Genomic DNA, 25914 nt, shown 5'->3' on the forward strand with positions numbered 1-25914 from the left:
TCGGAAGGGGGTCGGAGGGGCGGAACACGGCAGCGGAGTGCGGTGGTCGGCCGCACCGCGCAGCATCCTTCCCGATGTCCTCCGCGCGTGGCGCGGCAATGAGCCAGTGTCCTTCCCAGGAGGGAGTACAGGCCCGGTGGCCGCGCCTAGGCTGGCCCTTCATGGATCACGTGACACTGCGCCCTGTGGACGAGGACGGCCTGACCGTGATGGAGCGGTTCCTGACCGACCCGGAGGAGGCCTCGCCCTTCCAGTGGTACGGCTGGTGGGACACCGGACGCTGGCGACGGCAGTGGGCCGAGACCGGCCTGATCACGGACGAGGCGGGCCATCTGATCGTGGAGCTCGACGGGGAGACGGTGGGCTTCGTGGCCTGGCGCAAGATCGTCGCCACCCGCACCTCGTACTACTGGAACATGGGCATCGCCCTGCTGCGGGAGACCCGCGGCAAGGGCGTGGGAACGCGGGCGCAGCGGCTGCTGGTCGAGTACCTGTTCGCGCATACGCAGGTGGTCCGGATCGAGGCGGACACCGAGGTGGAGAACATCGCCGAGCAACGGGCCCTGGAGAAGGCGGGGTTCACCCGGGAGGGCGTGCTGCGGAGTGTGGGGTTCCGCGATGGGCGGTGGCGGGACGGCGTGCGGTACAGCGTGCTGCGCGACGACGTGGCCCCGGCCGACTCCTGAGCGCCGGGCCCTGAGGGGGCTCTCGGGCATGAGGGGCGTGCGGGCGCCGGCAGAGGGAGACCCCACCGGTTGGTGTGCCCGGTGGGGTCTTCCGTCCTCGGAGGTGTCACTCGGCTGAGAATCGACGCGGTGTTCTGCCGCGGCGCGATTCAGCGCACTGCCGAGGGGGCGGTACGCGGACGACCGTGGGTACGGGTCCGTCCGCGACCGGGACCACGTCCGCGGGCCCGGTCCGGCTGGGCGACCGCGGGCCGGGTCGACGTACGGTCACCGGCTCGGGGCCACGACCGGCCACGAGCCCGGCGGACCGTCCGCGGGCTCGGGTCAGGAGCCGTCCGCGGACTCCGGTCCGGCCGCACCGGCGTGCCCGGAACGGGGCGCGACAGCCGTCCGGAAACGCCGGTACAGCGCGGCGCCGCCCAGCATCAGCGCGGCGCTGGCCGCGACCGTCGGGCCCATCAGGTCCGTGCCGGTCTGGGCGAGGGACGCTCCGGGCCCCTGGGCCACGGCCCGCGGCGCCTCGGGCTCCACCGGCTCAGCCGGCTTCGCCGGTCGCTCCGGCTTCTTCGGCGGCTCCACCGGCTTCGGGGCGGGCGGCGACACCGGCTTGTCCGGGTGGTGCGGCCGCTCCCTCGACGTGTTCGTGGACTCGTTGCCGATGGCGGGATTGCCGATGCCGACGACGCTCACCGAGTTGCCGGTGACGTTCACGGGGAGCTGGATCGGGAGTTGCACGCCGTTGCCGGAGATCGCACCCGGTGAATCCTTGGCCCCTCCCTCGGCGACCGCACCGGCGGAACCCGCATGGGCACCGCCCTTGCCGTCGCCGCCCTTGCCATCTCCCTTGCTGTGGCCGCCCTCGTTGGCGCAGCGGTTGCCCGCTGCGGGGTTGAGGAGTCCGACCACGTTCACCGTGTTCCCACACACGTTCACGGGAACGTGCACCGGGAGCTGAATGGTGTTGCCGGAGATCACCCCCGGCGACTTGGCCGTGCCGCCGTCCGCCGCGGAGTCCGCGTACACCGGCATCGTCACGGCCACGGCGCCGGAGGCGGCGGCCGCGATGATCAAACCATTTCGGGCAACCCGTTTCATAGGTTCCCTGCCTTCCAGACATGGTCGCGGGCACTCACCCGCACCGGATAAAACGCCGGTGGGCGATGCGGGTTAGTGGGTTGCGGATTTTTCACCCCAACGGGCGGTGCCCCAGTCGAACTGTCCGGCGCGATGCCGTGACCCCGCGCCGTGGGGCGCGCGGTGCGCAGAGTAAGGCCTCCGGCGCAGGTCCGCCCGCCGGGAGGCGTGGCCGGGAGTGCCCCCTTATCGTGATCGAGGGGGAATTCCCGGCTGCGCGCCGGGGCGTTCCGGGAGGCCTTCATGCTGTCCACGCATCAACGCCGCGCGTTCACCGGCGCCGTGACGCTGGCCCTGCTGGGAGCCGGGCTGCCGACGGTCGCCGCGGCGGACACCGACCGTCCCGATCTGTCCCGCTTCTACGACCAGCGGATCAAGTGGTCCGCCTGCGAGGGCGACAGTCTGCCCAAGGGCCTGCAGTGCGGGAAGGTGACCGTCCCGGTCAACTACGCGAAACCCGCCGACGGAACACTCGACCTCGCCCTGGCCCGTATCCGGGCGACGGGGAAGTCCAGGGGTTCGGTGGTACTGAACTTCGGCGGTCCCGGCGGGCCCGGGGTGAGCGAACTCGCCGCGGGCGGCGAGGACTTCATGGGCCTGACCGACGGCTACGACGTGGTGACGTTCGACCCGCGCGGCGTCGGCAGAAGCTCCCCGGTCAGCTGTGGCGAGGGGACGGGCGAGTCCGTGGAGGAGGCGGATCCCGACACGGACGACGGCAACGACCCGCGGGCCGCACTCGACGTGCTGCGCAGGGCCGCCGCCGAGTGCGCGAAGCACTCCGGGCCCGTGCTGTCCCACATAGGCACGGTCAACGCCTCGCGCGACCTGGACGTGCTGCGCGCGGCTCTCGGCGACAAGAAGCTCAACTACCTCGGTTTCTCGTACGGAACGCGGCTGGGCGCGGTGTACGCGGCCCAGTTCCCCAAGAAGACGGGCCGGTTGGTGCTCGACGGCGTGGACACTCTCACCGAACCGCTGAGCGAGCAGGGCATCGTCGGCGCGCAGGGCCAGCAGACGGCTCTTGAGGGCTTCCTCGACTGGTGCACCGAGGACATCAACTGCGCGTTCGGACAGGACACACGCACCGCCCGGCAGGATGTGGTCCGGCTGGTCGATTCGCTGGACGAGGACCCGGTGCCGGGGGACTTCGGCGAACCGTTCTCCGGCCAGGACCTGGTCGGCGCCATCGTCCAGGCCCTCTACAGCAAGGAACTGTGGCCGGCCCTCTCACAGGCGCTGACCTCGCTCGTCCAGGACGGCGACACCCGGGGCATCATGCGGTTCGCCGGCGGCGGTATCTCCCTGCCCGGCGGCATCACGGTTCCCGGCGACGGCGGGCTCGCCGAGGACGGGGAGGGGGGCCTGGTCGACGAGGGCGACATCCCGGTCGACAACCTCCCGGCCGCGCTGATGGCCGTCAACTGCGCCGACGACCCCGACCGGCCCACCGCCGACCAGATCACCGAGAACATCGACCGACTGCGCGCCGAGTACGAGGCGGCGTCACCGGTCTTCGGCGAGTACCGCCTCACGCAGGTCCTGATGTGTTACGGCCGCCCGAAGGGCACCACCTACATCCGCGACGAGGTCCGCGACGTGGACTCCCCGAAGCTGCTCCTCGTCGGCACCCGCGGCGACCCCGCGACCCCGTACCGCTGGACCACGGAGACCGCGGCCCGGCTCGGCTCGTCCGCGGTCGTCCTCGACAACAAGGGCGAGGGCCACACCGGGTACGGGTCCTCCAAGTGCGTGCACCGGAAGGTCGACGACTTCCTGCTGTACGGCTCACTGCCGGCCGACGGGAGCTCGTGCGGGGCGGAGGAGTGAGGATCGTGGTGGGCGCGGCGCCCACCTCGCGCCGGTTGCCCGATCCGGTTCCATTCCTCCGCGTGCCCGTTCACCCATTCGGCCATATGGTGCATATATGGAGCAAGTTCTGAGCCCCACCACACTCACCGAACTGCGCCGCCCGCGGCCCTATCCGGCCGTTTCGGTGCTCACTCCGACCCATCGCCGCGAGCCCGACAACGCGCAGGATCCCGTCCGGCTGCGCAACGTCCTGACCAAGGCGAAGAAACAGCTGGAATCCGACCCCGCGGTCACCCGTGAGCTGCGGATGGATGTCGTCGGGCAGCTGGAGCAGGCGCTCGCGGAGGTCGATCTGGCACACGCCGAGGACGGCCTCGCGATCTTCGCCGCCCCCGGGGAGCACCAGGTGTGGTCGCTGGCCCGGACCGTGCCGGAGCGCGTCGTCCTCTCGGACACCTTCCTGACCCGCAACCTCGTCGCCGCGCAGGCCGCCGAGCGTCCGTTCTGGGTGCTGGCAGTCTCCGCGGACCGGATCTCCCTGTGGAGCGGCGGAGGCGGGCATGTCGTCGAGTCCGAGGCGGCCGGTTTCCCGCTCACGCGGAGCCTGGAGGACCCGGACGCGGAGCGCAAGGAACGCGTCGGCGACCTGCCGAGCACCTTCCGCGACGAGCGGACCCGCCACTTCCTGCGGGACGGCGACACCATCCTCGCCAGTGTTCTGCGCAGCGACCCGCGACCGGTGTACGTCACCGGCGAGCAGGCCGCGCTCTCCCTTCTGGACGAGGTCGGCACCGTCACCAAGGACGCCGTCCACGTCGCGCACGGCGGTCTCGCGCACGCGAATGCCAACGCCGTATGGCAGGCGGTCAGCCCCCTGGTCACGGCCGAGGACCGCAGGAGCGCCGACACCGTGGCGCGGGAACTCGAGACGGCCAAGGGCCGACGGGCCTTCGCGGCCGGCGTCGACGAGGTCTGGCAAAACGCGACCGCCGGCCGGGTCCGGCTGCTTGCCGTCGAGGAGAACTACCGCGTGACCGTACGCGACGACGGCGGCGACCATCTCGTCCCGGCCGACACCGACGACCTGGACGCCCGCGACGACATCGTGGACGAGATCGTCGAGCAGTGCCTGGACACCGGCGCACAGGTCCGCTTCGTCCCGGACGGCATGCTGGGCGACGCGGCGGGCATCGCGGGAGTGCTGCGCTACTGACCGCGGAAGCGGCAGACCCGGTACTGGAAAGGCAGCTGGGCCCGGTCGACCCGAAATGCCCTGCCGGAATATCCGGCATAAAGTTCATTTCGTCGACAGACCCGGCAGCGATCAACCAGGCACCGAGAGCAAGGACAGCGCGCGATGAGCACACCGCCGCCCCGTGGCCCCCGTCGGCCGGGCAGGACTCGTTCGGCTGCTGTCGCGGTGGCGGCGTTCGCCGCGGCCATGAGCACGCTCGCGGCGTGCAGCACCGACAGCGACTCCGGCGATTCCGACCCGTCCTTCAGCGAACGGCCGTCCCCGCCCGACACGGCGTCGTTCTCGGGTACGGCCCCCTCCGTCAACGAGTCGGCCGTCGAGTCCGCGCGCGCCCGGGCCTCGGCGGCGGCTTCCTCCGCCTCGGCCGCGGCGTCCTCCTTCGAGGCGTCCGTGTCCGCGGAGGTCGCCCGCGCCAACGAGGCGGCGGAGAACGAACTCAAGGACGTCGACGGCCAGGGCAACGCGATGTCCGACGTCTCCATGACCGGCAAGCCCAGGTCCGAGACGGGTGGCCTGCTCGCCGTCGTCGTGACCATCACCAACAAGACCGACACGCAGGCCTCGTACGCCGTGCAGGTCGACTTCCTCGATTCCTCCGGCAAGACGGTCGAGACGCGGTTCGTGGGCGCAGAAGACCTCGACCCGGGTGAGCGCGCCCAGCCGCTCGCCATCAGCCGCAAGCCGGCCGAGCCGGTGCTCACACCTAAGCTGGTCAAGGCTCAGCGGTACTGACGCAGAGTTCAGCAGCGTCGAGGCGGCGAAACCTCGATCGAGCACCGCACACATGCTCGCCGAACATACGATTGACTGAGTCGCAGCCACTGCCGTCACTCCATCAACTCGCCTATCCTGTCTGCGACTTGACCGACCGGTCCGCGTACTGAATTCACCCTGCCCGCATCCTCCATGAGGACTGCGACATATGCCACAGGCACCACCGCATCGTGTGTTGCCAAATCCCTTACAGGGCGTCGCAGGCTGTGCGACAGTCGTAACCGGTCCTTCCTTCAGCCTTGGTCGTACCGTGCCTGTATCGGAGTACGTCATGCCGTCCCATCTCTCGGCGGACCACCCTGCCGCCCAGCCGCCCCCGCGCGGCTCGGTCGACGCGCTCATTTCGCAGACGCGCCGGCTCCGGGGCGAGGTGGACGCCGTACGGCGCGACGCGCCGGCCGACGGCACGGATCCGGAGGGACGCTGGCAGCGCGCCCTGTGCGATCTGGCGATGCATCAACTCAGCGACCTCGACGAACACTTGGCACAGCTGAGGGACGGCCCGTCGGCCGCTCCCGTCGAGCACGAGGCGGCGGCTCCCACCGTACGAGCCGTGCCGACCGCACCCCGGCACGGCTCACTGCTCAGCCGGGTCGGCAGCGCCGAGTGGAACCTGCTGACGGACGAGGCGACCTGGTCCGGCGAGCTCTACCAGATCCTCGGCCGTGACCCCGCCGCTCCCCCGCTCACCCTCGACGAACTGCCCTCCGTGGTCCTGGAACAGGACCGGCCGAGGCTGACGGCGATGGTCACGGACTGCCTCATCGACGCCAAACCGATCGACGGCGAGTTCCGCATCGTCCGGCCCGACGGAGACGTACGGACCGTGCATGTGATGGGCGAGCCCGTGCTCGACACGGACGGCAGCACCGCCTCGATGTGGGCGGTTCTGCGGGACGTCAGCGAGCTGCGCCGCAGCCAGCGGACCGTCAGTGAGACCCGGGACTCCCTGCAGCACCAACGGCACTTCGCGCAGACTGAGCGCCGGCTCGCGGTCGAGTTGCAGGAGGCCGTGCTGCCGCCGTGGCGAGGCTCCCTGCGCCTCCCGCGCCAAGGGCCCGAGACGCTGGACCTGGCCGCGCGCTATCTGCCGTCCTCGACGAGCGAACTCATCGGCGGCGACTGGTACGACGCACTCGAACTGCCCAGCGGGGACACCCTGTTGAGCGTCGGTGACCTCACCGGCCGCGGTGTGACCGTCACCTCGGGCATGGCGATGATGATCGGTGCCCTGCGCGGTATGGCCGTGGCGGGTACCGAGCCCGGACAGCTCATGGCGTGGCTCAACCAGTTACTCGACGCCTCGGTCCAGCCGGCCCTGGGCAGCGCGATGTGCTGCCGCTACCGGCCCGAGAGCCGCACGCTGACCTGGGCGCAGGCAGGACACCCCGCCCCGCTGCTGTTCCGCAACGGGACGGGGCGCGTGCTCTCGCCGCCGGACGGCGTCCTGCTCGGCGCCACCTCCGGAGCTGTCTACGGACAGGCCGAGGAGACGCTCGAACCGGGCGACCTGCTCCTCCTTCACACCGACGGACTGGTTCCCCGGCGCTGGGTGTCTCCCCAGTCCCAGTCATGGGACCGGTCCCAGTCATGGGAGTCCCACGACTCGAGCGAGGTCGAGGGTGTAGACGACACCGCGGCCGTCAGCCGTCTCCTCGACCTGGCCCCCCGCTTCGGCGAGGCACGCGCCGCACAGGACTGCGTACGGATGGTCGTGGAGGAGTTCGGCGAGACGGAGCGCGAGGACGACGCCTGCGTACTGATCGCCAGGGTTGCCACCTGACGCGGGCAGGACCCGACGACAGCACGCGAGCACAACCCGGTGGCAGTGGTAGGGATGTACAGCCGCACGGGCCCCCTATGCCCGTGCGCTGTTGCCGCCCCTGGCCTTCAACGAGCCCTTGGGCAGCGCCAGTTTGATCTCCTCACGCAGATCGTTGATCTTCGGATAGCTGGAGTACTGCCCTGTCAGCCGGTACATCTCACGCAGCCGGTCCCAGGTGCGATGGGAGGAGTTCGAGCCCATCGAGGTCAGGGCCAGGCGTGCGTACCGGTCGGCCTGTTCGGGGTCGTCGGCGATGAAGCAGGCGGACGCGAGCGAGATGTGGTCGAAGATCTTCGACCGGTCCCGGCCCTTCTCCCGCAGCTCCAGGGCTTCCTTGGCGTGGCGCTGTGCGACGGCGGCGGCCGACGGGTCGTGCTCCGCGAGCGTGCGGTAGGCCAGGGCCTGCATCCCGTGCATGTCCGCCTCGTCGAACAGCTGCATCCAGCTCGGCGGCGGCACGTCACCCTTGTCCGAGACGAAGAGGTCCTCCGCCTCCCCCAGGGTGCGCCGCATGGCCTGGCCCTTGCCCAGCGACGCCTGTGCCCAGGCCTCGATGGTGTAGAGCATGGCCTGGGTGCGCGGCAGGACCTCGTCGCCCGATCCGGACTTGGCGAGCTTCATGAGGTCGAGCGCGTCGTCGGGCCGGCCCAGGTGCACCATCTGGCGGGCCGCTCGGGAGAGCGCCTCGCCCGCGCGGGGCCGGTCACCGCCTTCTCGGGCCGCGTGCGCGGCGATGATGAAGTACTTCTGGGCCGTGGGCTCCAGGCCGACGTCGTGCGACATCCAGCCCGCGAGGACGGCGAGGTTGGCGGCGACGCCCCACAGGCGCCGCTGCAGATGGTCGGGGTGTCGGTAGGAGAGCATGCCTCCCACTTCGTTGAGCTGTCCCACGACAGCCTTGCGTTGCAGTCCGCCCCCGCGGGCCGCGTCCCAGGCCCGGAACACCTCGACCGAGCGCTCCAGTTCCTCGATCTCCTGCGACCCGATGGGGGCGGCCTCGTAGCGGTCGAACCCAGCGGGGTCGGCGTGCAGGGGATTGTCGATGTCAGGGGCGTCGGCCGCGAGGGCCGGATCGGAGTGCAGCCAGTCCTGCATGGCGCTGCTGATAGCGGATCCGGCGGCGAGCGCGGCGCCCGCGCCCACCAAGCCGCGTCGGTTGAGCATGAGGTCCATTCCCGTGAATTCGGTGAGGACCGCGGCAGTCCGCTCGGGCGCCCACGGCATGCCGTCGGGATGTTCCACACTCCCGCCGCCCGGCCGTTTCCCCGTGCGCCCGTGCCGGACCAGACCGAGATCCTCGATGGTCACGACACGGCCGAGACGCTCGGTGAACAGTGCTGCCAGCACCCGCGGCACCGGATCGCGCGGGATCTCTCCCGTGTCGATCCACCGCCGCACCCTTGAGGTGTCGGTCGCCAGCTGGGGGTGGCCCATGGCCGCCGCCTGCCGGTTGACCATCCTCGCGAGTTCCCCCTTGGACCAGCCGGCCAGGCCGAACAGGTCCGAAAGGCGGGTGTTGGGTTGTCCGCTCACGTCAAGCCCCCAGGTTCTCGGCTGAGTTGACACTAACCGTCTGTCAGTTGCTGAGCGACTATTCGCCAGGGTTCGCCAGGGCACGCCAGATGGTGTGCCACTGGGCATCGGGTGTCAGGTAGGAAAGCGCCACCCCGACCCGGTCGCCGAACGGACACTCCCCAGGGTGCACCAGGGCGGCCGGGGCGGGTAGCGCAGCAACTCGCAGGCACACGAAGGGATCTGTTTCGCCCATGTACGCAGCATCGTCCTCCGTGTCCGCTCCGCCCCGGTCACTGCACGCCCGCCCGGTCGGCAGCGGCCCCTATCTCGACCCCGCACGCCCGGGGGCGGCTCCCGTGCTCGGTGCCGGTCGGTCACGGCGCGTGCCGGGGCTCGGTACCCAACCGCTCAGCGGGAGACTCGACTTGTCCGGCCCCCAGGGGGCGCAGCTGCGCACGGCGATCGCGTCGGTGCACCGGATCTGTCCGGAGTTCTCTCCGGTACAGGTGCTGCGCCGCAGTGGCCGCTCCGTGCTCCTTGTCGGTACGACAGGGCGCAGCACCGCCGTCGCCAAGTGCTTACTGGACCACTCTCCGGTGTGGAGCGAGCGGATCCGTCATGAAATAGCGGCGTACCGCTCGTTCGTGCGCCACCGGCCACCGGTGCGGGTGCCACGCCTGATCGCGGCGGACCCGGACAACTGCACACTGGTGATCGAGCGGATGCCGGGACGGGTGGCGGCGCTGCAGCGGCACCCGGCGGAGTCCCCGCCCCGCGCGGACATCAGGGCGGCACTCGGCGCGATCTGCCGGCTCAACGCGTGGCGGCCACCGGCGGGAACGTTCGACGCCCCGCTGGACTACGCGGCCCGGATCTCCCGGTATCACGAGCTCGGATTGCTCACCGACCGGGACATGGGCGATCTGCAGAAGCTGGTGCACGGCATCGCGCACTCGGCGGGCCGCCAGGGCATGGGCCAGTTCTGCCACGGCGACGCTCTCCTGTCCAACATGCTCCTGTCACCGGCCGGTCCAGTGCTGGTGGACTGGGAGCACGCGGGCTGGTACCTGCCGGGGTACGACCTGGCGACGCTGTGGGCGGTCCTCGGGGACGCGCCCGTCGCCCGGCGGCAGATCAGCCAGCTCGCGCAGTCGGCGGGACCGGCGGCGCGCGACGCGTTCCTGGTGAACCTCATGCTCGTCATCACCAGGGAGATCCGTACGTACGAGACGGCCGTGCAGCGGTCGATGCACGAGACGACCCCGGCGGCACCGGGACCGGCCCACCCGGGTGCTGCGCCGTCCGGCGAGGAACAGCGGCTGCTGCTGAGGCGGCTGCACGACGACTGCCAGATGGCCCGCAAGGCCGTCCGAGCGGCGGTCGGCACTCGCTGACGGGGATGGTGGTCCGCGGTGCGCCCAGGACAGGGCGCATCGCGGACCTTCGTCATGTCGGGCCGCCGTTCGCGCCCGGCACTCCTCCTTTGAAGGAGGTTCACCCGAACAAGCCAAAGGTCCACTCCACTGACGCCTCGCAGGCCGGGTCGCCGTCGCCGCGAAACCCGCGACACCCGCCGCTGACGTGGGAAATCAACTGTCTCTGGGCATGATTGACGGATCGTCGGGGACCCGGTACCGCTGACGCACGCCCGGCCCCGCACGCACCATCGCGACCGATCGTCCCAGGAGGCCTGCTTTGCGAGGATCCCCCACCGACTCCAGCCCCTCCACCGGGCACAGACGAGCGCGCAGGACGGCCGGTGCCGTCGCCTCGGCCGCCCTGCTGCTTCCGCTGCTCGGCGCGGCCCCGTACGACAGCGGCGCCCAGACGTCCTCCGCACGTCTGCAGAGCGCGTTCACCGACGCGGCCGCCCAGTACCGGGTACCGCGGGATGTGCTCCTCGCCGTCTCCTACCTGCAGTCCCGCTGGGACGAGCACGGCGGGGCGCCGAGTGTCACCGGCGGCTACGGTCCCATGCATCTGACGGACGCCCGCACCGCGATCGCCCGCACGGTGGCACCGCACCACAGCGAGGGCACCGAGGACGCGCGCGGCGACGACTCACGCACGCCGCTGCTCCCCGACACCAAGGTCCCGGAGAACACCCAACTCCCCGCCCGCCTCAAGACGTTGACGAAGGCGGCCGAACTCACCGGCATTCCCGCGGAGCGGCTGCGTACGGACGCGGCTGCCAATGTGGCCGGCGGTGCCGCGCTGCTGGCCGCCGCCCAGAAGCAGCTCGGCGAGCCGCTCAGCGACGACGCGGCCGACTGGTACGGGGCGGTGGCACGCTACTCCGGCGCCGACGACACGGCGACGGCGGCGACGTACGCCGACGACGTCTTCGACGTGATCCGCCGCGGAGAGCACCGCACGACGGACGCGGGCCAGCAGGTCGCCCTCGCGGCTCAGCCTCAACTGCGTTCCACCACACGGCAGTTGAGTGAGACGGGGCTGCGGGCGGCCCGCGCGGCCGGCACCGAGTGCCCGGCGACCGTGTCCTGCGAGTGGATTCCGGCACCTTACGAGGAGTTCGGCGAGGGCGACTACGGCAACCACGACCTCGGCAATCGCCCCAAGTCCCAGAGCATCAAGTACATCGTCGTGCACGACACGGAGGGTGCCTGGGAAGGCGTCCTCAACATGGTGCAGGACCCGACCTATGTGTCGTGGCAGTACACCCTGCGCTCCACCGACGGGCACATCGCCCAGCATGTGAAGGCCAAGGACGTGGCCTGGCACGCGGGCAACTGGTACGTGAACGCCAAGTCGATCGGCCTGGAGCACGAGGGGTTCCTCGCGGCGCCGGACGCCTGGTACACGGAGGCGATGTACCGGTCCTCGGCGCGCCTGGTGACGTATCTGGCGAAGAAGTACGGCATCCCGCTGGACCGGCAGCACATCCTCGGCCACGACACCGTGCCGGGACCGACGTCGGCGAACATCCCCGGGATGCACACGGACCCGGGCCCGTACTGGGACTGGCAGCACTACTTCGCTCTACTCGGCAAGCCGCTGCGCGCCACTCCGGGATCGAACGGCGGGCTCGTGACCGTGCTGCCCCAATTCGCCAAGCACAAGCCGAAGTTCACGGGCTGCGTCACCAAGGGCGAGCCCTGCGAGGCGCACGGTTCAAGCGCCGTACGGCTGCACACCCAGCCGCGCGCGGACGCGCCGCTCGTCAAGGACATCGGGCTGCGGCCCAAGGGCGAGGACTCCACGATCGATGTGAACGACGTGGGTTCGCGTGTCTCCACGGGCCAGCGGTACGCGGTCGCCGGGCGCGACGGCGACTGGACCGCGATCTGGTACCTCGGCCAGAAGGCCTGGTTCAAGAACCCGGCGAAGCAGCCGACCGCGGTGAACGCGACCGGTCTGGTCGTCACACCGAAGGCCGGGCTGACCGAGATCCCGGTGTACGGACGTGCGTATCCGGAGAAGGCGGCCTACCCGGCCGGCGTGCCCGTCCAGGACGTTTCGCCCCTGCCGTACAAGCTGCTCAAGGGGCAGAAGTACTCGGCGGGCGACAAGGTGCCGGGCGAGTACTTCTACGCGCCGACCTTCGACACGACGCCGCACCGGGTGGTGCGCGGCAAGGACATGTACTACGAGATCCAGTTCGGGCACCGGGTGGCGTATGTGCGCGCTGCCGACGTACGGGCGGTGCCGTCGGCCTCGTAGAAAGTCACTTCGGCGGCTCGTGGAGTCCGAAGGCGGAGCCCTGGTCGTCGCGGCACAGCTTGAAGCGGCCGAACCGGGCGGCCGACTCCTCGCTGTCGCCGCCGTCGCCCAGGTCCTCCACCGTGCCGCCCAGTTCACGGACCCGGGCGACGGCGGCGTCGAGGTCGTCCACCCGGAAGAAGAGGTAGGGGGAGGCTCCGGCGTCGCCGCCGTGCATTCCGCCCGGCACTCCGTCGGTGGCGATGGCGAAGCCTCCGCCTTCGGACGTGCCGGGTTCGAAGGTCCAGCCGAGGAGGGATCCGTAGAAGGCGCGGCCCCGCTCGGGGTCTGCCACGCCGATTTCGAAGAAGGTGGGTTCGCCGCTCATCGCGCGTCTCCTGCCGTGAGACATGTGCCGGCCGCCTCAAACCACCGTACGCGGGACGGAACGCGGGCGCCCTCCGTGCAGGTGCCGATCGTGCGGCGGAGGCGCGCCGTGTGGAGGGCCCGTCGTGTGAGGGGCCCTCGCGTGACCGGGTTCAGTCCTCCTCGATCCGCCGCAGCCGTTCGGCGTCGCAGGTGCGGGGGCAGGTGGAGCAGGCCTCGGCGGGGCGGATCGTGTAGTACATGCAACAGCCCATGCGGGTACGGGTCGTGTGCTGCCGTCCGTCACTGCCGGCGAGCCGGCGAAAGTCGGCTCCGCCGGGGTAGGGCGCGACGGCCGAGGGCAGGAGCGCGGTGGCCGCCCGGACGGCGACAGGCTCCTGGCCGAGCATGCGGCCGAGGTACCAGATGCCGGATACGAGGTCGTCGGTGACCATGCCCCACAGGGCGCGCGGGCCGCGCCGGATGTGCGGGGCGATCGCGGAGAGCAGCGGTTCCATGTGATCGGCGACGGCCACCCTCAACTCGGCACGCAGGGCCTCCTCGTGAGGGGCCGTCAGTGCGCCGGGGAGTGCGGCGGCCGGGTCGCCCGGGAGGCAGGTGAGGTCCGATCGGGGGCTGATCTCGAACACGCCGGTCGTCAGGTCGATCCGTACGTCTTCGGGGTGTACACGCGGCACCCGGCCCGTGAGGTACCAGACGCCGCTCATCAGCAGCCCGACGGACCACGCGTAGTCGTGGAGGGCGCGCGAGGCGGCGACGTCCCGGCGTGGGGTGTGGTCGTAGCGGTCCTGGATACGGGTGGACTCCGCCAGGAGGAAGGCATCCAGGGCATCCTGATTTTTCGTCAACTCAGCGCCGGTGACGCCCATTTGAGTGACTGTCGGATCCGGATCGGCGACCCGCACGGTCAACGCCTCGCACACCTCGCCCAGTTGCCGGTACGTGCCCGCGAGCAGGCGGGACACGGACGTGACCGCACCGGTCGACAGAGTCTCCACGGCCACGGTCATTGGCACTCCTGTGCATGGGGGGCAAGCGAGTGAAGCAGGTAAGCCTTACCTTAGTATAGAGATCACCGACGACAGCGCGTGACCGCACCCCTGGAGCAGCGATCAAGGGAGGCGCATGTCACAGCCCCTCCATAGCTGGTTGAAAACCAAAACATGCCTAACTCAAGCTCACGTACCGTGACTGTGCCCCAACGGGCCGCACCGATGGGTGTGCCGCCGTGTGCCCCACGGCTGCCGCGTACCGCCCTCGGGCTCACGGTGGACGCCGCGCTCGCGGGACCCGGGACAGACCTCGCGGGACCTGTGAAAGGCGGGCCCGGGACAGGCGCGCAGGGCATCATGCGCGATCCACCGGCCTCGTCACCGACGGCCCTCGGCATCAACGCCGGTGCGGGTTTCGCGGACGTGCCGAAGGCCACCGGCGTGGAGCTTCCGAGGAAGTAACTCTCACCGCCAGGGGCGTGCCCGTCATTCCGAGCATGCCCCTCAACCCTCCACCCACGAGCGGAAGTTGTCGTCGCGCATGCGTATGTATCTACTGGCCCTCAACCCGACCGACTCCGTCACCGAAGGATTTCTGCCCGCCGCGGCACGGCTCGGCCTGGACGTCACGCTCCTCACCGACCAGCCGGACGCCCACCGGCGCGTGTATCCGGAGATCGAGATCCTGGAGTGCGACGTACGCGACTTCCGCGCCGTCGTCACCCGGATATCGACTCATCACCGACCCGACGCGGTCTTCACCAACAGCGACCATCTGCAGACCCAGGCCGCCCTGGCCGCCGACTACTTCGGCCTGTCCGGCAAGGACTGGTGGGTCACCCTGCGCACCAAGGACAAGGCCGAGATGCGTCGCCATCTCGCCTCCGTGGGCGCGGACACGGTGTGGTCGACCGAGGTCACCGATGTCCCGGGGCTGGCCGCCCTCGACCCCCCGTACCCGTGTGTCGTCAAGCCGCGCGAGGGCGTGGCCAGCGAGGACGTCGTGCTCGTCGACGGTCCCGAGGAACTGCTGGCGCGCTGCACGGAGATCCAAAGCCGTCGCTCCGGGGCAGCTCTGGTCGTCGAGGAGTATCTGCCGGGTGAGCTGTACACCCTGGAGACGCTCGGCGACGGTCACGTCCGACATGTCCTGGGCGGGTTCCACACGAGGGTGTCACCACCGCCGTACTTCATCGAGGAGGGGCTGACCTTCGTCGCGGCCCATCCCGAGCCGGTCGTCGCCCAAGTGCTGGCCCAACTCGACGCGCTCGGCGTGGGATTCGGCGCCTGCCACACCGAATTCGTGGTCCACGAGGGCCGGGCACGGATCATAGAGGTCAACTACCGTGCCATCGGCGACCAGTGCGATCTGCTGCTGGCGCGCCTGCTGGAGATCCCGCTCTTCGACCACATCCTGCGTACGCACCTGGGTGAGCGGCTACCGGCGGACCTGGGAGCGCGGGGTGACGGCGCGGCTCGACTCGAGTACCCCTGCGCCGAGAGCGCCGGGACGCTGACCGCAGCCCCCGCTGCCACCGAACTCACCGTCGACGGAGTGCAGTTGGCATACCGCCCCCTTCGGGAGGTCGGCGAGCGGCACGAGGTCTATCACACCAACCGCGACTTCCTCGGCGTGCTGCGGGCGATGGGCACCGACCAGGAGGCCGTGGACAAGGTGGTCGCCGAGTTCCTGGCCGGGCAGCGGTGGGAGATCCAGCGGTGACGGGCCCGACTGTGACGATCGGGGACTCCATCGACACCGGCAGCACCGGTGACACTGGCGCCGGGCACGGCGTACGGCCGGAAACCGGCCCCGTCGAGGGCAAGTTGGTGACCCGGGTGCTCAGCGCTCTGCTGCGTGAGGACGTGGTGGGCCTGCGTACGCGCAGCACGCTCGCGCACCGGCCGGACGGTGCGTGGCTGCAACGGGCCGACGGGCAAGGGGGGTTCCTCCTGCTGCCCGTCGTCGAGGACGGGTTCCAGTGCGAGTTCGCGGCGCGACTGCCCCTGCTCGTCGGGGCATCCAAGGGAGCCGCTCCCGTCCCGTATGAGACGTGTGACGAGATCCTTGGTGTGCTGCGCGTCCTGGCCGACCCCGTCGACCAGGACGGTTTCGACGCCTTCGCCTCGGAGTGCCGTCAGACGCTGGCCACCATGCGGCTGCACGGCTCAGTCCGGGCAGAGGTCGCCGAGCAGCTGACGGACCGCTTTGGTGCGGACCCGGCCGACTGGACCGGGCTGACGGCCGGGCTGGCGTTCGACACCCTCGCCGCCCATCTCGACCATCCCGTCTACCCCACGGCACGTGGCCGATCCGGGCTCTCCGATGAGCAACTGCGGGCGTATGCACCGGAGTTCCATCCCCGTTTCGCGCTGCGCTGGCTCGCCGTGCCCCGGGAAGCGGTCACCGGCACCTTTCCGGACCACTGGCCCACGCCCGCGCTGCTCGGGCTGGGGGAGCTCGACCGTACGCATGTGACTCTGCCCGTACACCCGTTGACGGTCGGTGCCCCGCTGGAAAAGGCCCTACGTGCCACCGGTCTGACTGAGCGCGCGGTGCTCGCCGACCGCGCCCACCTCGAAGCCGTGCCCACCCTGTCGATGCGTACCGTCGCCCTGTCCGCCGACCCACTGCTGCACGTCAAACTCCCCCTGGCAACCGCCACGTTGGGCCTGCGCAACCGGCGGACCATCAAGCCCGGGACACTCGCCGACGGAGCCGCGGGACAGCGTCTGATCCAGCGGGTCGTCGCCCGTGAGCCCCGCTTCCGGGACACGATCCTGCACGCCGACGAGACCATGTACGCGCACGCCGGACACGAACTGCTCGCCGCGCTCTTCCGGCGCTACCCCGCCGGTCTCCAGGACTCCGTCGTCGTACCGATGGCCGCACTGCTCGCCGAGGCGCCCGCCGGACGACTGGTCGTCGACCACCTGACCGACCGCTTCTTCGGCGGCGACCCGCTCGCCCTGTTGGACGCCTGGCTCGCGCTGCTCTTCGACTGGCAGACCACGCTGTTCGGCTACGGGATCGCGCTGGAGTCGCACCAGCAGAACATCTCGCTCGTCCTCGACCGGCCAACCGACGGCCTCACCCGGCTGCGGCTGTTGTTGAAGGACAACGACGGGCCGCGTATCAACGCCGCGCGGCTGCGTGAGCGGTTGGGTGAGGAATTCAGTGGGGGAACGGGTGAGCGGTTGGGGGACGACGCCACCGGCCTCCTGGGCTTCGATGACGCCCGGACCTTCGCCAAGGGCGACCAGCCCGTCGTCGACCTGTTCACCACCATCACGGTCCATCTGTGCGCGGGTGCCTACGCGTTCGGGCTCGCTCGGCACGGTCGTGCCCCGCTTCCGGTGCTGCTGCGGCTCGTCCGCGACCGGCTCGCCGAGGCGGTCGAGCGGCTCGGGACAAGAGCGGGCGAACCCGGTGCCGTACTGCGGGCCCAGGTGCTGGACTCGCCCTGTCTGCCCGTGAAGGCGATGGTCACCGCGGGAACCCTGCTCACCAAGGAACGTTCGGGCGCGGCGGACATCAACAAGCACTACACGACCGGGCCCAACTACCTCCTGTACACGGGGAATTCGGCATGACGGCCGGTGTCCTGCGGATGCCCCACCCAGGGTTCGGTCCGCGGCACGTACACGCGGTCGCGGGCTGCTACTTCGTGGCGTCGTTCGCGGCACTGGGGCTGCCGCCGTTCCTGACCGAGATCCTGCCGGAGCTCGGTGACCGGACGGCTCGGTGGGCGGGTCTGCTGTATGTCGTGCCCACCGTGTTCGGCGCGCTCGGTGCCCCTCTCTGGGGTCGGCTCGCGGACCGCTTCGGGCGTAAACGGCTGTTGCTGCGGGCCCAGTTGGGGCTCGCCGTCGCCTTCCTGCTCGCGGGGTGGGCCGATTCGCTCGGCACGTTCACCGCGGCGCTGGTGTTGCAGGGCATCCTCGGCGGCACGTTCGCGGCGTCCAACGGCTACCTCGGTGCCGCGCTGGAAGGGTCTCACCTGTCCAGGGCGCTCACCCTGATGCACGGCAGTGCGCGGGCGGCGCTGGTCGTCGCGCCGATCGTCGTCGGTTCACTGTCGTCCTGGCTGTCACCCCATCGCCAGTACGCGCTGCTCGCCCTTCTCCCGCTGGGCGCCGCCCTGTTGCTCGCCGCGCTGCCCGAACCACAGGCGGAGGAGGCCGACTTGACGGAGGTGGCGGAGAGTGCCGAGCCCGTCCCGGCGGCGGCCCTGCGCTCGCTGTACGCGCTCGAATTCGCCTTCGTCTTCTCCACGGTCATCTCCTTCCCCTACCTCATCGCCCTTGTCGAGGAACGAATACCGGGCGCGTCACCGACGCTGGCGGGCGTGCTGTTCGCCGTGCCCCACCTCTGCTACCTGATCGCCGCCATGCCCGTACACACCGCCTTCCGGGACCGTCCCCGGGCCGGCATCGTGATCGGTTTCGTCTGCGTCGCGATCGGACTGGCCGGTCACAGCGTGGCCGACTCCCTCGCCACGCTCATCGGCGTACGGCTGATCCTCGGCGTGGGGCTGACACTCGGCCTGGTGTGTCTGTCGGTGCTGGCCGCCGACTGCGTCAAGGGCCGTTCCCCAGGCGGGCTGTTCGGCTCGCTGGAGTTCTTCTCGAAGGCCGGCGCGGTCGCCGCCGGCCTGGCCGCGGCGGCGGGCAGCGCCCGCTACGGCCCGACCGCACCCTTACTCACCGGCGCGGCCGTCGCACTGATCACCGTATGCGCGACCATCCTCCGCTCTCTTTGCACCCGCTGGAGCCACACATGCCCTCGCTGACCGAGTCGCTCGGTAGCACCCCCGCCGTCACCACCCCCCTCGCGACGGCCGAACTCCCGTCCCTCGACGAGGCCGTGGCGCACACCCTCCTCAACTGTCTGCTGCGCGAGGTGTCGGCGCCCGAGCGCCAGACCGCCTTCACCGACGGCCGTCTGCTGCTGCGGCTCCCCCGCCGAGGTGTGCTGCTGCGGGTCGCCCTGCGCCGTAGGTCGCTGCTCGGCGCGCACCGCTTCGCCGGCCCGGTGAGCGAGCAGACGGCCGACGGTGGCTGGCACGTGGTGGGCTGGCGGCGGCTGGCCGAGTACACGCAGGACGAGCTGTCGCTGCGTACCGGCGTGCACAACGAGGAGTTCCTGGAGCAGATCGACTCCAGCCACCGAACCATCGCCGCCTCTCTCGCCGTACGGGCCGGGGCCGACCCGCGCGCGATCCCCGTACAGGCGGGGGTCGATTCGGTGCCGAAAGACACGCCCGTCGCCGCCTACCTCGCCTCCGAGCAGTCGCTGCTGTTCGGGCACCGCTTCCACCCCACGCCCAAGGCGCGCACCGGGGACGCGGACTCGTGGCTCGCCTACTCGCCGGAGGCCGGCGCGGCCTTCCCCCTGCGCCACCTGGCCGTACGCGAGCACCTGATCGCCGAGGAGACCGCGGAGCCCGGCGCCCTGGACGTGCTCGACGGGCAGGACCGGCGAGATCGGCGGGACCCGTGGGACCGAAAGGGCGGCGCCGACGTGCCCGACGGCTACCGGCTGCTGCCCGCCCACCCCTGGCAGTACGCGATGCTCCGCGATCACCCGAAGCTGCGCGCGGCCCTCGGCCGCGGGGACATCCTCGACCTCGGCCCGGGCGGCAGGCCCTTCGCCGCCACCGCGTCCGTACGGACGCTGTACGACGGCGAGTCGTTCCTGAAGTTCAGCCTGAACGTCCGGATCACCAACTGCCTGCGCAAGAACGCCAGTTACGAGCTTTCCGGCGCCGTCGCACTCACCCGCATCCTGGGCCCGGCCCTCGCCGACCTCGCCGAGCGCTTCCCCGGCAGCGCGGTGCTCCGCGAGCCCGCGTACCGCAGCCTCGCCCTGCCAGGACCGGACGGCACCCCGGACCGCGAGCTGCTCGAAGGCTTCGGCGTCATCGTCCGCGAGGGCCTGACCCGGCACCTCCTGCCCGGCACCACCCCGCTCCTCGCGGCGGCCGTCGCGGACGAGTACCCGACGAGTCCCGCGCACGCCTCCCGCCTCCTCGACGGGGCCGGTCCGCAGGCCGCGCTCGAATGGTGGTCGGCCTACCTCAGGCTGCTCGTGCCGCCGGTCCTTGCCGCCTACTTCGACCACGGTCTGGTGCTGGAACCCCATCTGCAGAACGTGCTGATCTGCGTCGACGGCGACGGCATGCCCGCCCAGGTCCTCTTCCGCGACCTGGAGGGCACCAAGCTCGTGCCCGAGCATCACGCCGAGACCCTCGCCGCGCTGCCGCCCGAGGTCGCGGGCCCGATGACGTACGACGCGCAGCGTGGCTGGGACAGGGTGGTCTACTGCCTGCTCGTGAACCACATCGCCGAGCTGCTCGCCGCGCTCGCCGACCTGCACCCCCATGCCGAGGCCGCGCTGTGGGCGGAGGTCCGCATCACCCTCCAGAAGTACGCCGACCGGTACGGCTGCCCGCCGCCGCTGGCCGCGCTGCTCGCCGGCGTACCCCTGCCCGCCAAGGCGAACCTCCTCACCCGCTGGGAGCGCAAGGCCGACCGCGAGGCCGGATACGTCCGCCTGCCCTCACCGCTCGGCGAGGACATCCTGCGCCACACGACCGGGAGCACCCGATGACCAACCCCACCGCGGCCGTACGGGACCGCGCGCTCTCCCTGCCCTCCGGCGAACTCCCCGCCTACGTCTATGACTTGGCGGCGCTACGCGAACACGCCGCTCACGTGCGAGCCACCCTGCCCCCGCGCGTCGAGCTCTACTACGCGGCCAAGGCCAACCCGGAGCCGGAGATCCTGGCCGCGCTCAGTCCGTACGTCGACGGCTACGAAGTCGCGTCGGGCGGCGAACTCACCCATGTCGCCAAGGCGGTTCCGGGCCGCCCTCTGGCCTTCGGCGGGCCGGGCAAGACGCCCGCCGAGATCACGGCCGCGCTGGAGCGGGGCGTGGAGCGTTTCCATGTGGAGAGCGAGTACGAGCTGCACATGCTGGCCGAACTGACCCGGCGGATCGCGCCCGACAGCCGGGTCGCGGTCCTGCCACGCTTCAACCTCCCCGTGGCGTCAGGCTCGTTGGCCGCGAGCTCGCTGGCGATGGGCGGCCGTCCCACACCCTTCGGCCTCGACCCGTCCGAGGCGGACGCAGTCGTGCGTCTGCTCACCGACGGCACGTACCCGCATCTCGAACTCCGGGGCGTTCACGCCCACTTGGCCAGCGGGCTTCAGGCTCCGGAGCAGCTCGCGGTGGCCGAGTCCATCGTGCGCTGGGCCGTGGGGCTGGCCGAGCGGCACGGAGTGCGGCTCTCAGAGGTCAACGTCGGTGGAGGGATGACGGTCGACTACGCCGCTCCCGAGGACCGTTTCGACTGGGTCGCGTACGGCGAAGGGCTCGGCGAACTCACCTCCCGGCACCCGGACCTGACGTTGCGTATCGAACCGGGACGGGCCATGACGGCGTACTGCGGCTGGTACGTCACCGAGGTGCTGGACGTGAAGCAGAGCCACGGCGAGGAGTTCGCGGTTGTGCGCGGCGGCACGCACCACATGCGCACTCCCGCGACCAAGGGGCACAACCAGCCCTGCACCGTGCTTGCGGTGGAGGACTGGGCTCACCCCTGGCCCCGACCGGCCGCAAGACGCGAACTCGTCACGCTCACGGGCCAGTTGTGCACTCCGAAGGATGTCCTGGCCCGGAACGTCCCGGCCCCGGGGCTGAGGGCGGGCGACCGCGTGGCGTTCTCATTGGCTGGCGCCTACGCGTGGAACATCTCCCACCACGACTTCCTCATGCACCCACGGCCCGGGTTCCACTTCCTGGACGGTGTGCACGCCGAATCAGCCGCGGGTGAGGGGGCTCAGGGCTAGGAGGTTCGCGCATTGAACGTGGTCTCGCCGTCCGCCGGCGGTTCGCTGCGGACGGCGGGGGTTCAGCCCTGCTGGAAGAGCTCCGCGGGCAGGGGCTTCAGGAGCGCGTACAGATCGTCGGTGATCGGGCGGTCCCAGGCGGCGATCGTCACCAGGACGTTGTCGCTGCGGTCGAACTGGACGCAGGAGATCCGCGTCTCGGAGAGCTTGAGGCGGCGCACGATGAGGAGGTTGTCGCCCTGCATCACCGGCATGTCCTCGGCCCCGACGACCGTGACCTCTTCCTCGTTCTCCAGCGCCAGCAGCAGCTGCGCCACCTCGAACGGGACCTCTCCCTCGGCGACGTCCCGGGCCGGTGAGCCCTCCGGAAGATTGCCGATGATCATCGCGGGGCCGCGGCCACCGAACAGGTCGTAACGCAGGAAGACGCCCTGGCAGCTTCCGTCGGGCGCGGGCAGCAGGCCCGCGCCGAGATTGCCGGGCCAGTCGCCCGGGTCCATGGCCAGAACGTCGAATTCAGGCCCGGCGGGAGTGGCGCTGCGGCGGCGGAGGAAGGACATGCCGCAATGGTACGTGCCCCGAGGGGTGGACGGGCGTGGGGTCGACGGCCGTTGGCCAGCGAATGCCAGGCCATCACGTGTTGGCCGGGGCCGGTCCACCGACGGGCGTTGACCGTCGCGTGGCAACTTCGAGCCGTTTCCGTCACCGCCTGTTTGCCAACGCTCGTTTCCCCGGGCCTGGCGGACGCCACCGAGCGTTTGCCAACGGGCGTTGACTTCTGCTCGGTCCTTCGCTCTACACCCGTGGGCCAACGGGTGTAGGCCCACACTGGTAGGCCAACGTCTGTGGGCCGACACCAGTAGGCCAACGCCCGTAAGCCAACTCCCATGGGCCGACACCCGTAGGCCCACACCCGTTGACTAGCCCCTCGCCCCCACCCCCGGTCCCTCTCCCACTGTCGCCGCCGTGTCCGCTGTGTCCGTCGCCCCCGCCTCCCCCAACGCCGCCCCCAGCCCCGCCCGATCCGTCCCCACCTTCCGGTAGACCGCCGACAGCAGTCGCACCACCGTCGGCTCCTCGGTGTGCAGCTCCTCGGCGATACCGGCCAGGGTGCGACCGCGCACGGTGAGTGCCGCGGCCGCGCGTTCGCGGGCGGTGAGCGTGTCCGTCTCGGTGCTGTGGAGACGGCGGGGCCGCAACCCGGCGGCGGCGAGTTCGTCGCGCGCGGCCTCGACGAGCCCGTCGGCCCCGCACTGCACCGCCGCCTCCAGCCCCCGGTAGAGATGCTCGGCGGCTTCCTTCGGGCGGCCCGTGCGCCGCAGCTCCGTGCCGAGGGCCACGAGGGCGCAGGCCAGTTCGTACGCGGCCGGTGAGCGTTCCAGGTGGCCGACGGACTCTTCGAGGAGTTTCACGCGGGTCGAGCCCGAGGAGACGTCGGCCGCGGCACGCAGTGCCTGGCCGATCGCCGACGGGGCACCGAAGAGCCGAGCCCGTCCCACGGCCTCGAACGCCGTGGTCACCGCCCGCTCCGGCGCATCGTGGCTCTCCGCACGGGCGAGGTGCAGCTGCCAGGGGCACCAGGACGGATTCCGCATGCCACGCGGGTCGAGGCGGCGCCCGGCGGCGGCGAGTTCTACGGCGGCGTCCTTCGTCAGCCCCCTGGCCAGCAGCAGCTCGCCGTACACGGTCTGGGCGTCGGGGAAGACGACGGCGGCGGGGAAAGGCTCCCCGAAGGCGTACTCCTCGGCGGTCCGGGTGGCCTCGGTGATCCGGCCGCGGGCGAGCAGGATCTCGATGAGGGTGCCGACGGCGTACCAGTGGGCGGGGGTGCCGGGCCCGACGCGTTCGGCGAGCCGGAGCCCCGCGCGTACGAAGTCCTCGGCCTCGGCGAGACGGCCGCGGCGGAAACGCAGGTACCCGAGGAGGGTGTAGCCGAAGGACAGGTGGGCCCCGTGCCAGCCCTGCCGTTCGAAGTCGGCGATCCCGGCGGCGAAGAGTTCTTCGGTGCGCCCGGGCCGGTCCGCGTACATGAAGGTGAGGGCGACGAGGACGGGGACCTCGAAGCCGCGGTCCGCCTCGGCCCAGCCGAAGCCGCCGGCGAGGGCGCGTTCGGCGTGCCGGATCGCGATGTGGGCGGGTTCGCCGCGCAGGGTGGCGTCCCAGGCGCGCAGGCCGATCACATAGCGCTCGGTGAGGTCGCGGCCGGTCAGCCGGTCGGCGAGCCGGGCGAGGCGGCGGGAGCGGGCCGGTGAGTCGGGCTCGTCGGCCCGGAAGGCGTCCCACATGAACTGCTCGGACTGCATGCGCAGCCGTACGCGGGCGTCGCCGGTCACCTTGATCTCGCGGCAGAGGGCGTCGGAGGCCTCGGCGAGGCGGTCACTGTGGGCGAGGACCTGGGAGAGCCGATAGACGATGTTGTGCCGCAGCTCGGTGTCGGCGATGGGCTCTTCGAGGGCGGCGCGCAGGTGGTTGACGGTGGTCGCGGGTTCGGTGAGGAGGGAGGCGCTGCCGAGTTCGTACAGCACGGCGGCCCGTTCGCCGCCGGGCGGGGGTTCGCGCAGCGCGCGGGCGAGGTGGCGGCGGGCCGCGTCCGGGGCTCCGGCGCGCAGGGTCTCGCGGGCGGCGGCGCGCAGCTGCTGGACGACCCAGACGTCGCCGTCGGGGTGGGTCTCCATCAGGTGCCGGGCAGCGGCGGCGGAACCGAGGCCGGCGTCGACGACGCACCAGGCGGCCTGGCCGTGCAGGGCCACCCGTACGCCCCGGGGAATGGCCCGGTAGACGGCGGTGGCGATGAGCGGGTGGACGAATTCCAGGGTGTCGGCGCCGGTGAGGATGCGGGCGCCGCGCAGGGCGTCGGCCGCGTCGGCGGCCTCCTCCGAGCCGAGGCCCGCCACGGCCGCGGCCAGCGCCGGTGGGATCTCGGTGCCGAGGACGGCGCAGGCCCAGGCGAAGCGGACGGTCGAGGTCCCGAGGCGTTCGAGGCGGGCGACGAGGCCGCTGCCCTTGACCGCGGCGGCCAGGTCGCGCAGCAGATGTGCCCCGGCCTCGGTGGGGGTCAGGCCGCGATCGCGTACCTTCGCGGTGAGTTCGACGGCCTCGAACGGGTTGCCCGCGGTCACGGCCCAGCATTCGCGGCAGAACGCGTCGTCCGCCTGGGTGCCGAGGGATTCGCGCACCAGATCGGCGACGGCGACCGCGCTGAGCGGTTCCAGGTCGAGGGGACGCCCGCCTGCCCGGCCGGGCAGGCCCCTGAACGGCTCGGCGTGGTCCGGGAGTTCGTCGGGACGGTAGGCGACGACGAGCAGCAGGGGCAGTTCCTCGGCGCGGGGTGCGAACGCGGCTAGCCACTGCAGTGATTCGGCGTCGGCCCAGTGCGCGTCATCGAGGACGAGCACCATCGGGGCGCGCCGCACCGCGAGGTGTGTGAGCACCCAGTCGAGGCCGTCGCGCAGGCCCTGCTGGTCGGGCGGTGCGCCCTCGGCGGGGGCGCACAGGCCCAGTGCGGGGCCGACGATGGCGTACCAACTGCCCAGTGAGGTACGGAGTTCGGCCTCCGGGATGCCCGCGAGCTGGGGCTGCAGAAGCTGGCGTGCGACGTGGAAGGCGACGCGCTGCTCCTGGTCGCCGCCGCGCGCGGACAGGACCGTGCAGCCTTTGGCGGTGGCGCGCCGGCGTACTTCGGCGAGAAGGGTGGTCTTGCCGATTCCGGCGCGTCCGGCGAAGGCGAGCAGCCCGCCGTGGGGCCGGTCGTACGGTTCGGTGACGTCCCGAACTGGGCCGATGCGGTCCCGGCGAGGTTCGGTGACATCTCGACAGGGCCCTGTGGCAGCTCGCTGGCCGTCCGAACGCGGGCGTCCACCGTCCGTACCGAGCCCGGTGACCTCGTCCAACGCCTCGTCCACAGCAGCGAGTTCACTCTCGCGCTCGAAGAGCGTCCTTCTGCTCCGCATGCCGCGCTGACCCATGCCGCACCCCCTGCCACGGTGATGCGACCGGCGCGGGGAGACGGTGCGCTCCGTG

At 71.2% G+C, this 25914-nt stretch carries 19 protein-coding genes; 13 read left to right on the forward strand and 6 right to left on the reverse strand.

Features of this window, described 5'->3' with window-relative positions:
• The first annotated feature begins 161 nt into the window (after nt 1-161).
• A complete protein-coding gene (locus ACN20J_RS05385) occupies nt 162-686 on the forward strand; it encodes a GNAT family N-acetyltransferase (protein ID WP_419665362.1) in 525 nt (174 codons plus the stop codon).
• 324 nt (nt 687-1010) lie between these two features.
• On the opposite strand, the gene ACN20J_RS05390 is transcribed toward ACN20J_RS05385, so the two are convergent.
• Nucleotides 1011-1781, reverse strand: coding sequence for a chaplin (locus ACN20J_RS05390; protein WP_419665363.1), 771 nt, complete (start codon nt 1779-1781; stop codon nt 1011-1013).
• A gap of 282 nt (nt 1782-2063) precedes the next feature.
• Between ACN20J_RS05390 and ACN20J_RS05395 the strand changes: the two genes are divergently transcribed.
• The 4 genes from ACN20J_RS05395 (at nt 2064) to ACN20J_RS05410 (ending at nt 7444) form a co-directional block, all read left to right on the forward strand.
• Complete coding sequence (locus ACN20J_RS05395; protein WP_361995850.1) at nt 2064-3650, forward strand: alpha/beta hydrolase; 1587 nt, start codon at nt 2064-2066, stop codon at nt 3648-3650.
• Between the two features lie 97 nt (nt 3651-3747).
• Nucleotides 3748-4845 (forward strand): chemotaxis protein, encoded by a 1098-nt coding sequence (locus ACN20J_RS05400; RefSeq protein ID WP_419665364.1) that lies wholly within the window; start codon nt 3748-3750, stop codon nt 4843-4845.
• 144 nt (nt 4846-4989) lie between these two features.
• Complete coding sequence (locus ACN20J_RS05405) at nt 4990-5619, forward strand: FxLYD domain-containing protein (protein ID WP_419665365.1); 630 nt, start codon at nt 4990-4992, stop codon at nt 5617-5619.
• Nucleotides 5620-5932: 313 nt separating this feature from the next.
• Nucleotides 5933-7444, forward strand: coding sequence for a PP2C family protein-serine/threonine phosphatase (locus ACN20J_RS05410; protein ID WP_419665366.1), 1512 nt, complete (start codon nt 5933-5935; stop codon nt 7442-7444).
• 75 nt (nt 7445-7519) lie between these two features.
• Here ACN20J_RS05410 and ACN20J_RS05415 read toward each other — a convergent pair whose 3' ends face one another.
• Complete coding sequence (locus ACN20J_RS05415; RefSeq protein WP_189839016.1) at nt 7520-9019, reverse strand: hypothetical protein; 1500 nt, start codon at nt 9017-9019, stop codon at nt 7520-7522.
• Nucleotides 9020-9252: 233 nt separating this feature from the next.
• Between ACN20J_RS05415 and ACN20J_RS05420 the strand changes: the two genes are divergently transcribed.
• Complete coding sequence (locus ACN20J_RS05420; RefSeq protein ID WP_189839015.1) at nt 9253-10395, forward strand: aminoglycoside phosphotransferase family protein; 1143 nt, start codon at nt 9253-9255, stop codon at nt 10393-10395.
• A 301-nt stretch (nt 10396-10696) separates the two neighbouring features.
• Complete coding sequence (locus ACN20J_RS05425) at nt 10697-12682, forward strand: N-acetylmuramoyl-L-alanine amidase (RefSeq protein WP_419665367.1); 1986 nt, start codon at nt 10697-10699, stop codon at nt 12680-12682.
• 4 nt (nt 12683-12686) lie between these two features.
• Here ACN20J_RS05425 and ACN20J_RS05430 read toward each other — a convergent pair whose 3' ends face one another.
• Together ACN20J_RS05430 and ACN20J_RS05435 are read right to left on the reverse strand one after the other, a co-directional pair.
• Nucleotides 12687-13049: a VOC family protein gene (locus tag ACN20J_RS05430; protein WP_361995859.1), complete on the reverse strand. Its 363-nt coding sequence runs from the start codon at nt 13047-13049 to the stop codon at nt 12687-12689.
• Nucleotides 13050-13200: 151 nt separating this feature from the next.
• On the reverse strand, nt 13201-14058 hold the full coding sequence (locus ACN20J_RS05435) for a (2Fe-2S)-binding protein (protein ID WP_419665368.1): 858 nt from the start codon (nt 14056-14058) through the stop codon (nt 13201-13203).
• A gap of 177 nt (nt 14059-14235) precedes the next feature.
• Here ACN20J_RS05435 and ACN20J_RS05440 point away from each other — a divergent pair, with 177 nt between their 5' ends.
• The 6 genes from ACN20J_RS05440 (at nt 14236) to ACN20J_RS05465 (ending at nt 21894) form a co-directional block, all read left to right on the forward strand.
• The gene (locus tag ACN20J_RS05440) at nt 14236-14502 is read left to right on the forward strand and encodes a hypothetical protein (RefSeq protein WP_419665369.1); all 267 of its coding nucleotides are present in this window, start codon (nt 14236-14238) and stop codon (nt 14500-14502) included.
• Between the two features lie 79 nt (nt 14503-14581).
• A complete protein-coding gene (locus ACN20J_RS05445; RefSeq protein ID WP_419665370.1) occupies nt 14582-15763 on the forward strand; it encodes an ATP-grasp domain-containing protein in 1182 nt (393 codons plus the stop codon).
• A gap of 29 nt (nt 15764-15792) precedes the next feature.
• Entirely contained in the window at nt 15793-17634 is a 1842-nt protein-coding gene (locus ACN20J_RS05450) for an IucA/IucC family protein (RefSeq protein ID WP_419668834.1), read from the forward strand.
• Entirely contained in the window at nt 17631-18833 is a 1203-nt protein-coding gene (locus ACN20J_RS05455) for an MFS transporter (RefSeq protein ID WP_419665371.1), read from the forward strand. The genes ACN20J_RS05450 and ACN20J_RS05455 overlap by 4 nt, the downstream gene beginning before the upstream one ends.
• A complete protein-coding gene (locus tag ACN20J_RS05460; RefSeq protein WP_419665372.1) occupies nt 18821-20653 on the forward strand; it encodes an IucA/IucC family protein in 1833 nt (610 codons plus the stop codon). Before ACN20J_RS05455 ends, ACN20J_RS05460 begins: the two co-directional genes overlap by 13 nt.
• Nucleotides 20650-21894: a type III PLP-dependent enzyme gene (locus ACN20J_RS05465; protein WP_361913386.1), complete on the forward strand. Its 1245-nt coding sequence runs from the start codon at nt 20650-20652 to the stop codon at nt 21892-21894. The genes ACN20J_RS05460 and ACN20J_RS05465 overlap by 4 nt, the downstream gene beginning before the upstream one ends.
• A 62-nt stretch (nt 21895-21956) precedes the next feature.
• Here the strand turns inward: ACN20J_RS05465 and ACN20J_RS05470 are convergent, their stop codons facing one another.
• Entirely contained in the window at nt 21957-22454 is a 498-nt protein-coding gene (locus ACN20J_RS05470; protein ID WP_055610485.1) for a hypothetical protein, read from the reverse strand.
• A gap of 360 nt (nt 22455-22814) precedes the next feature.
• Entirely contained in the window at nt 22815-25844 is a 3030-nt protein-coding gene (locus tag ACN20J_RS05475; RefSeq protein ID WP_419665373.1) for an ATP-binding protein, read from the reverse strand.
• Between the last annotated feature and the right edge of the window lie 70 nt (nt 25845-25914).

It is taken from the genome of Streptomyces sp. 2-1 (genome assembly GCF_048564895.1).
In the GTDB taxonomy this organism is placed as follows: Bacteria; Actinomycetota; Actinomycetes; order Streptomycetales; family Streptomycetaceae; genus Streptomyces; species Streptomyces phaeochromogenes.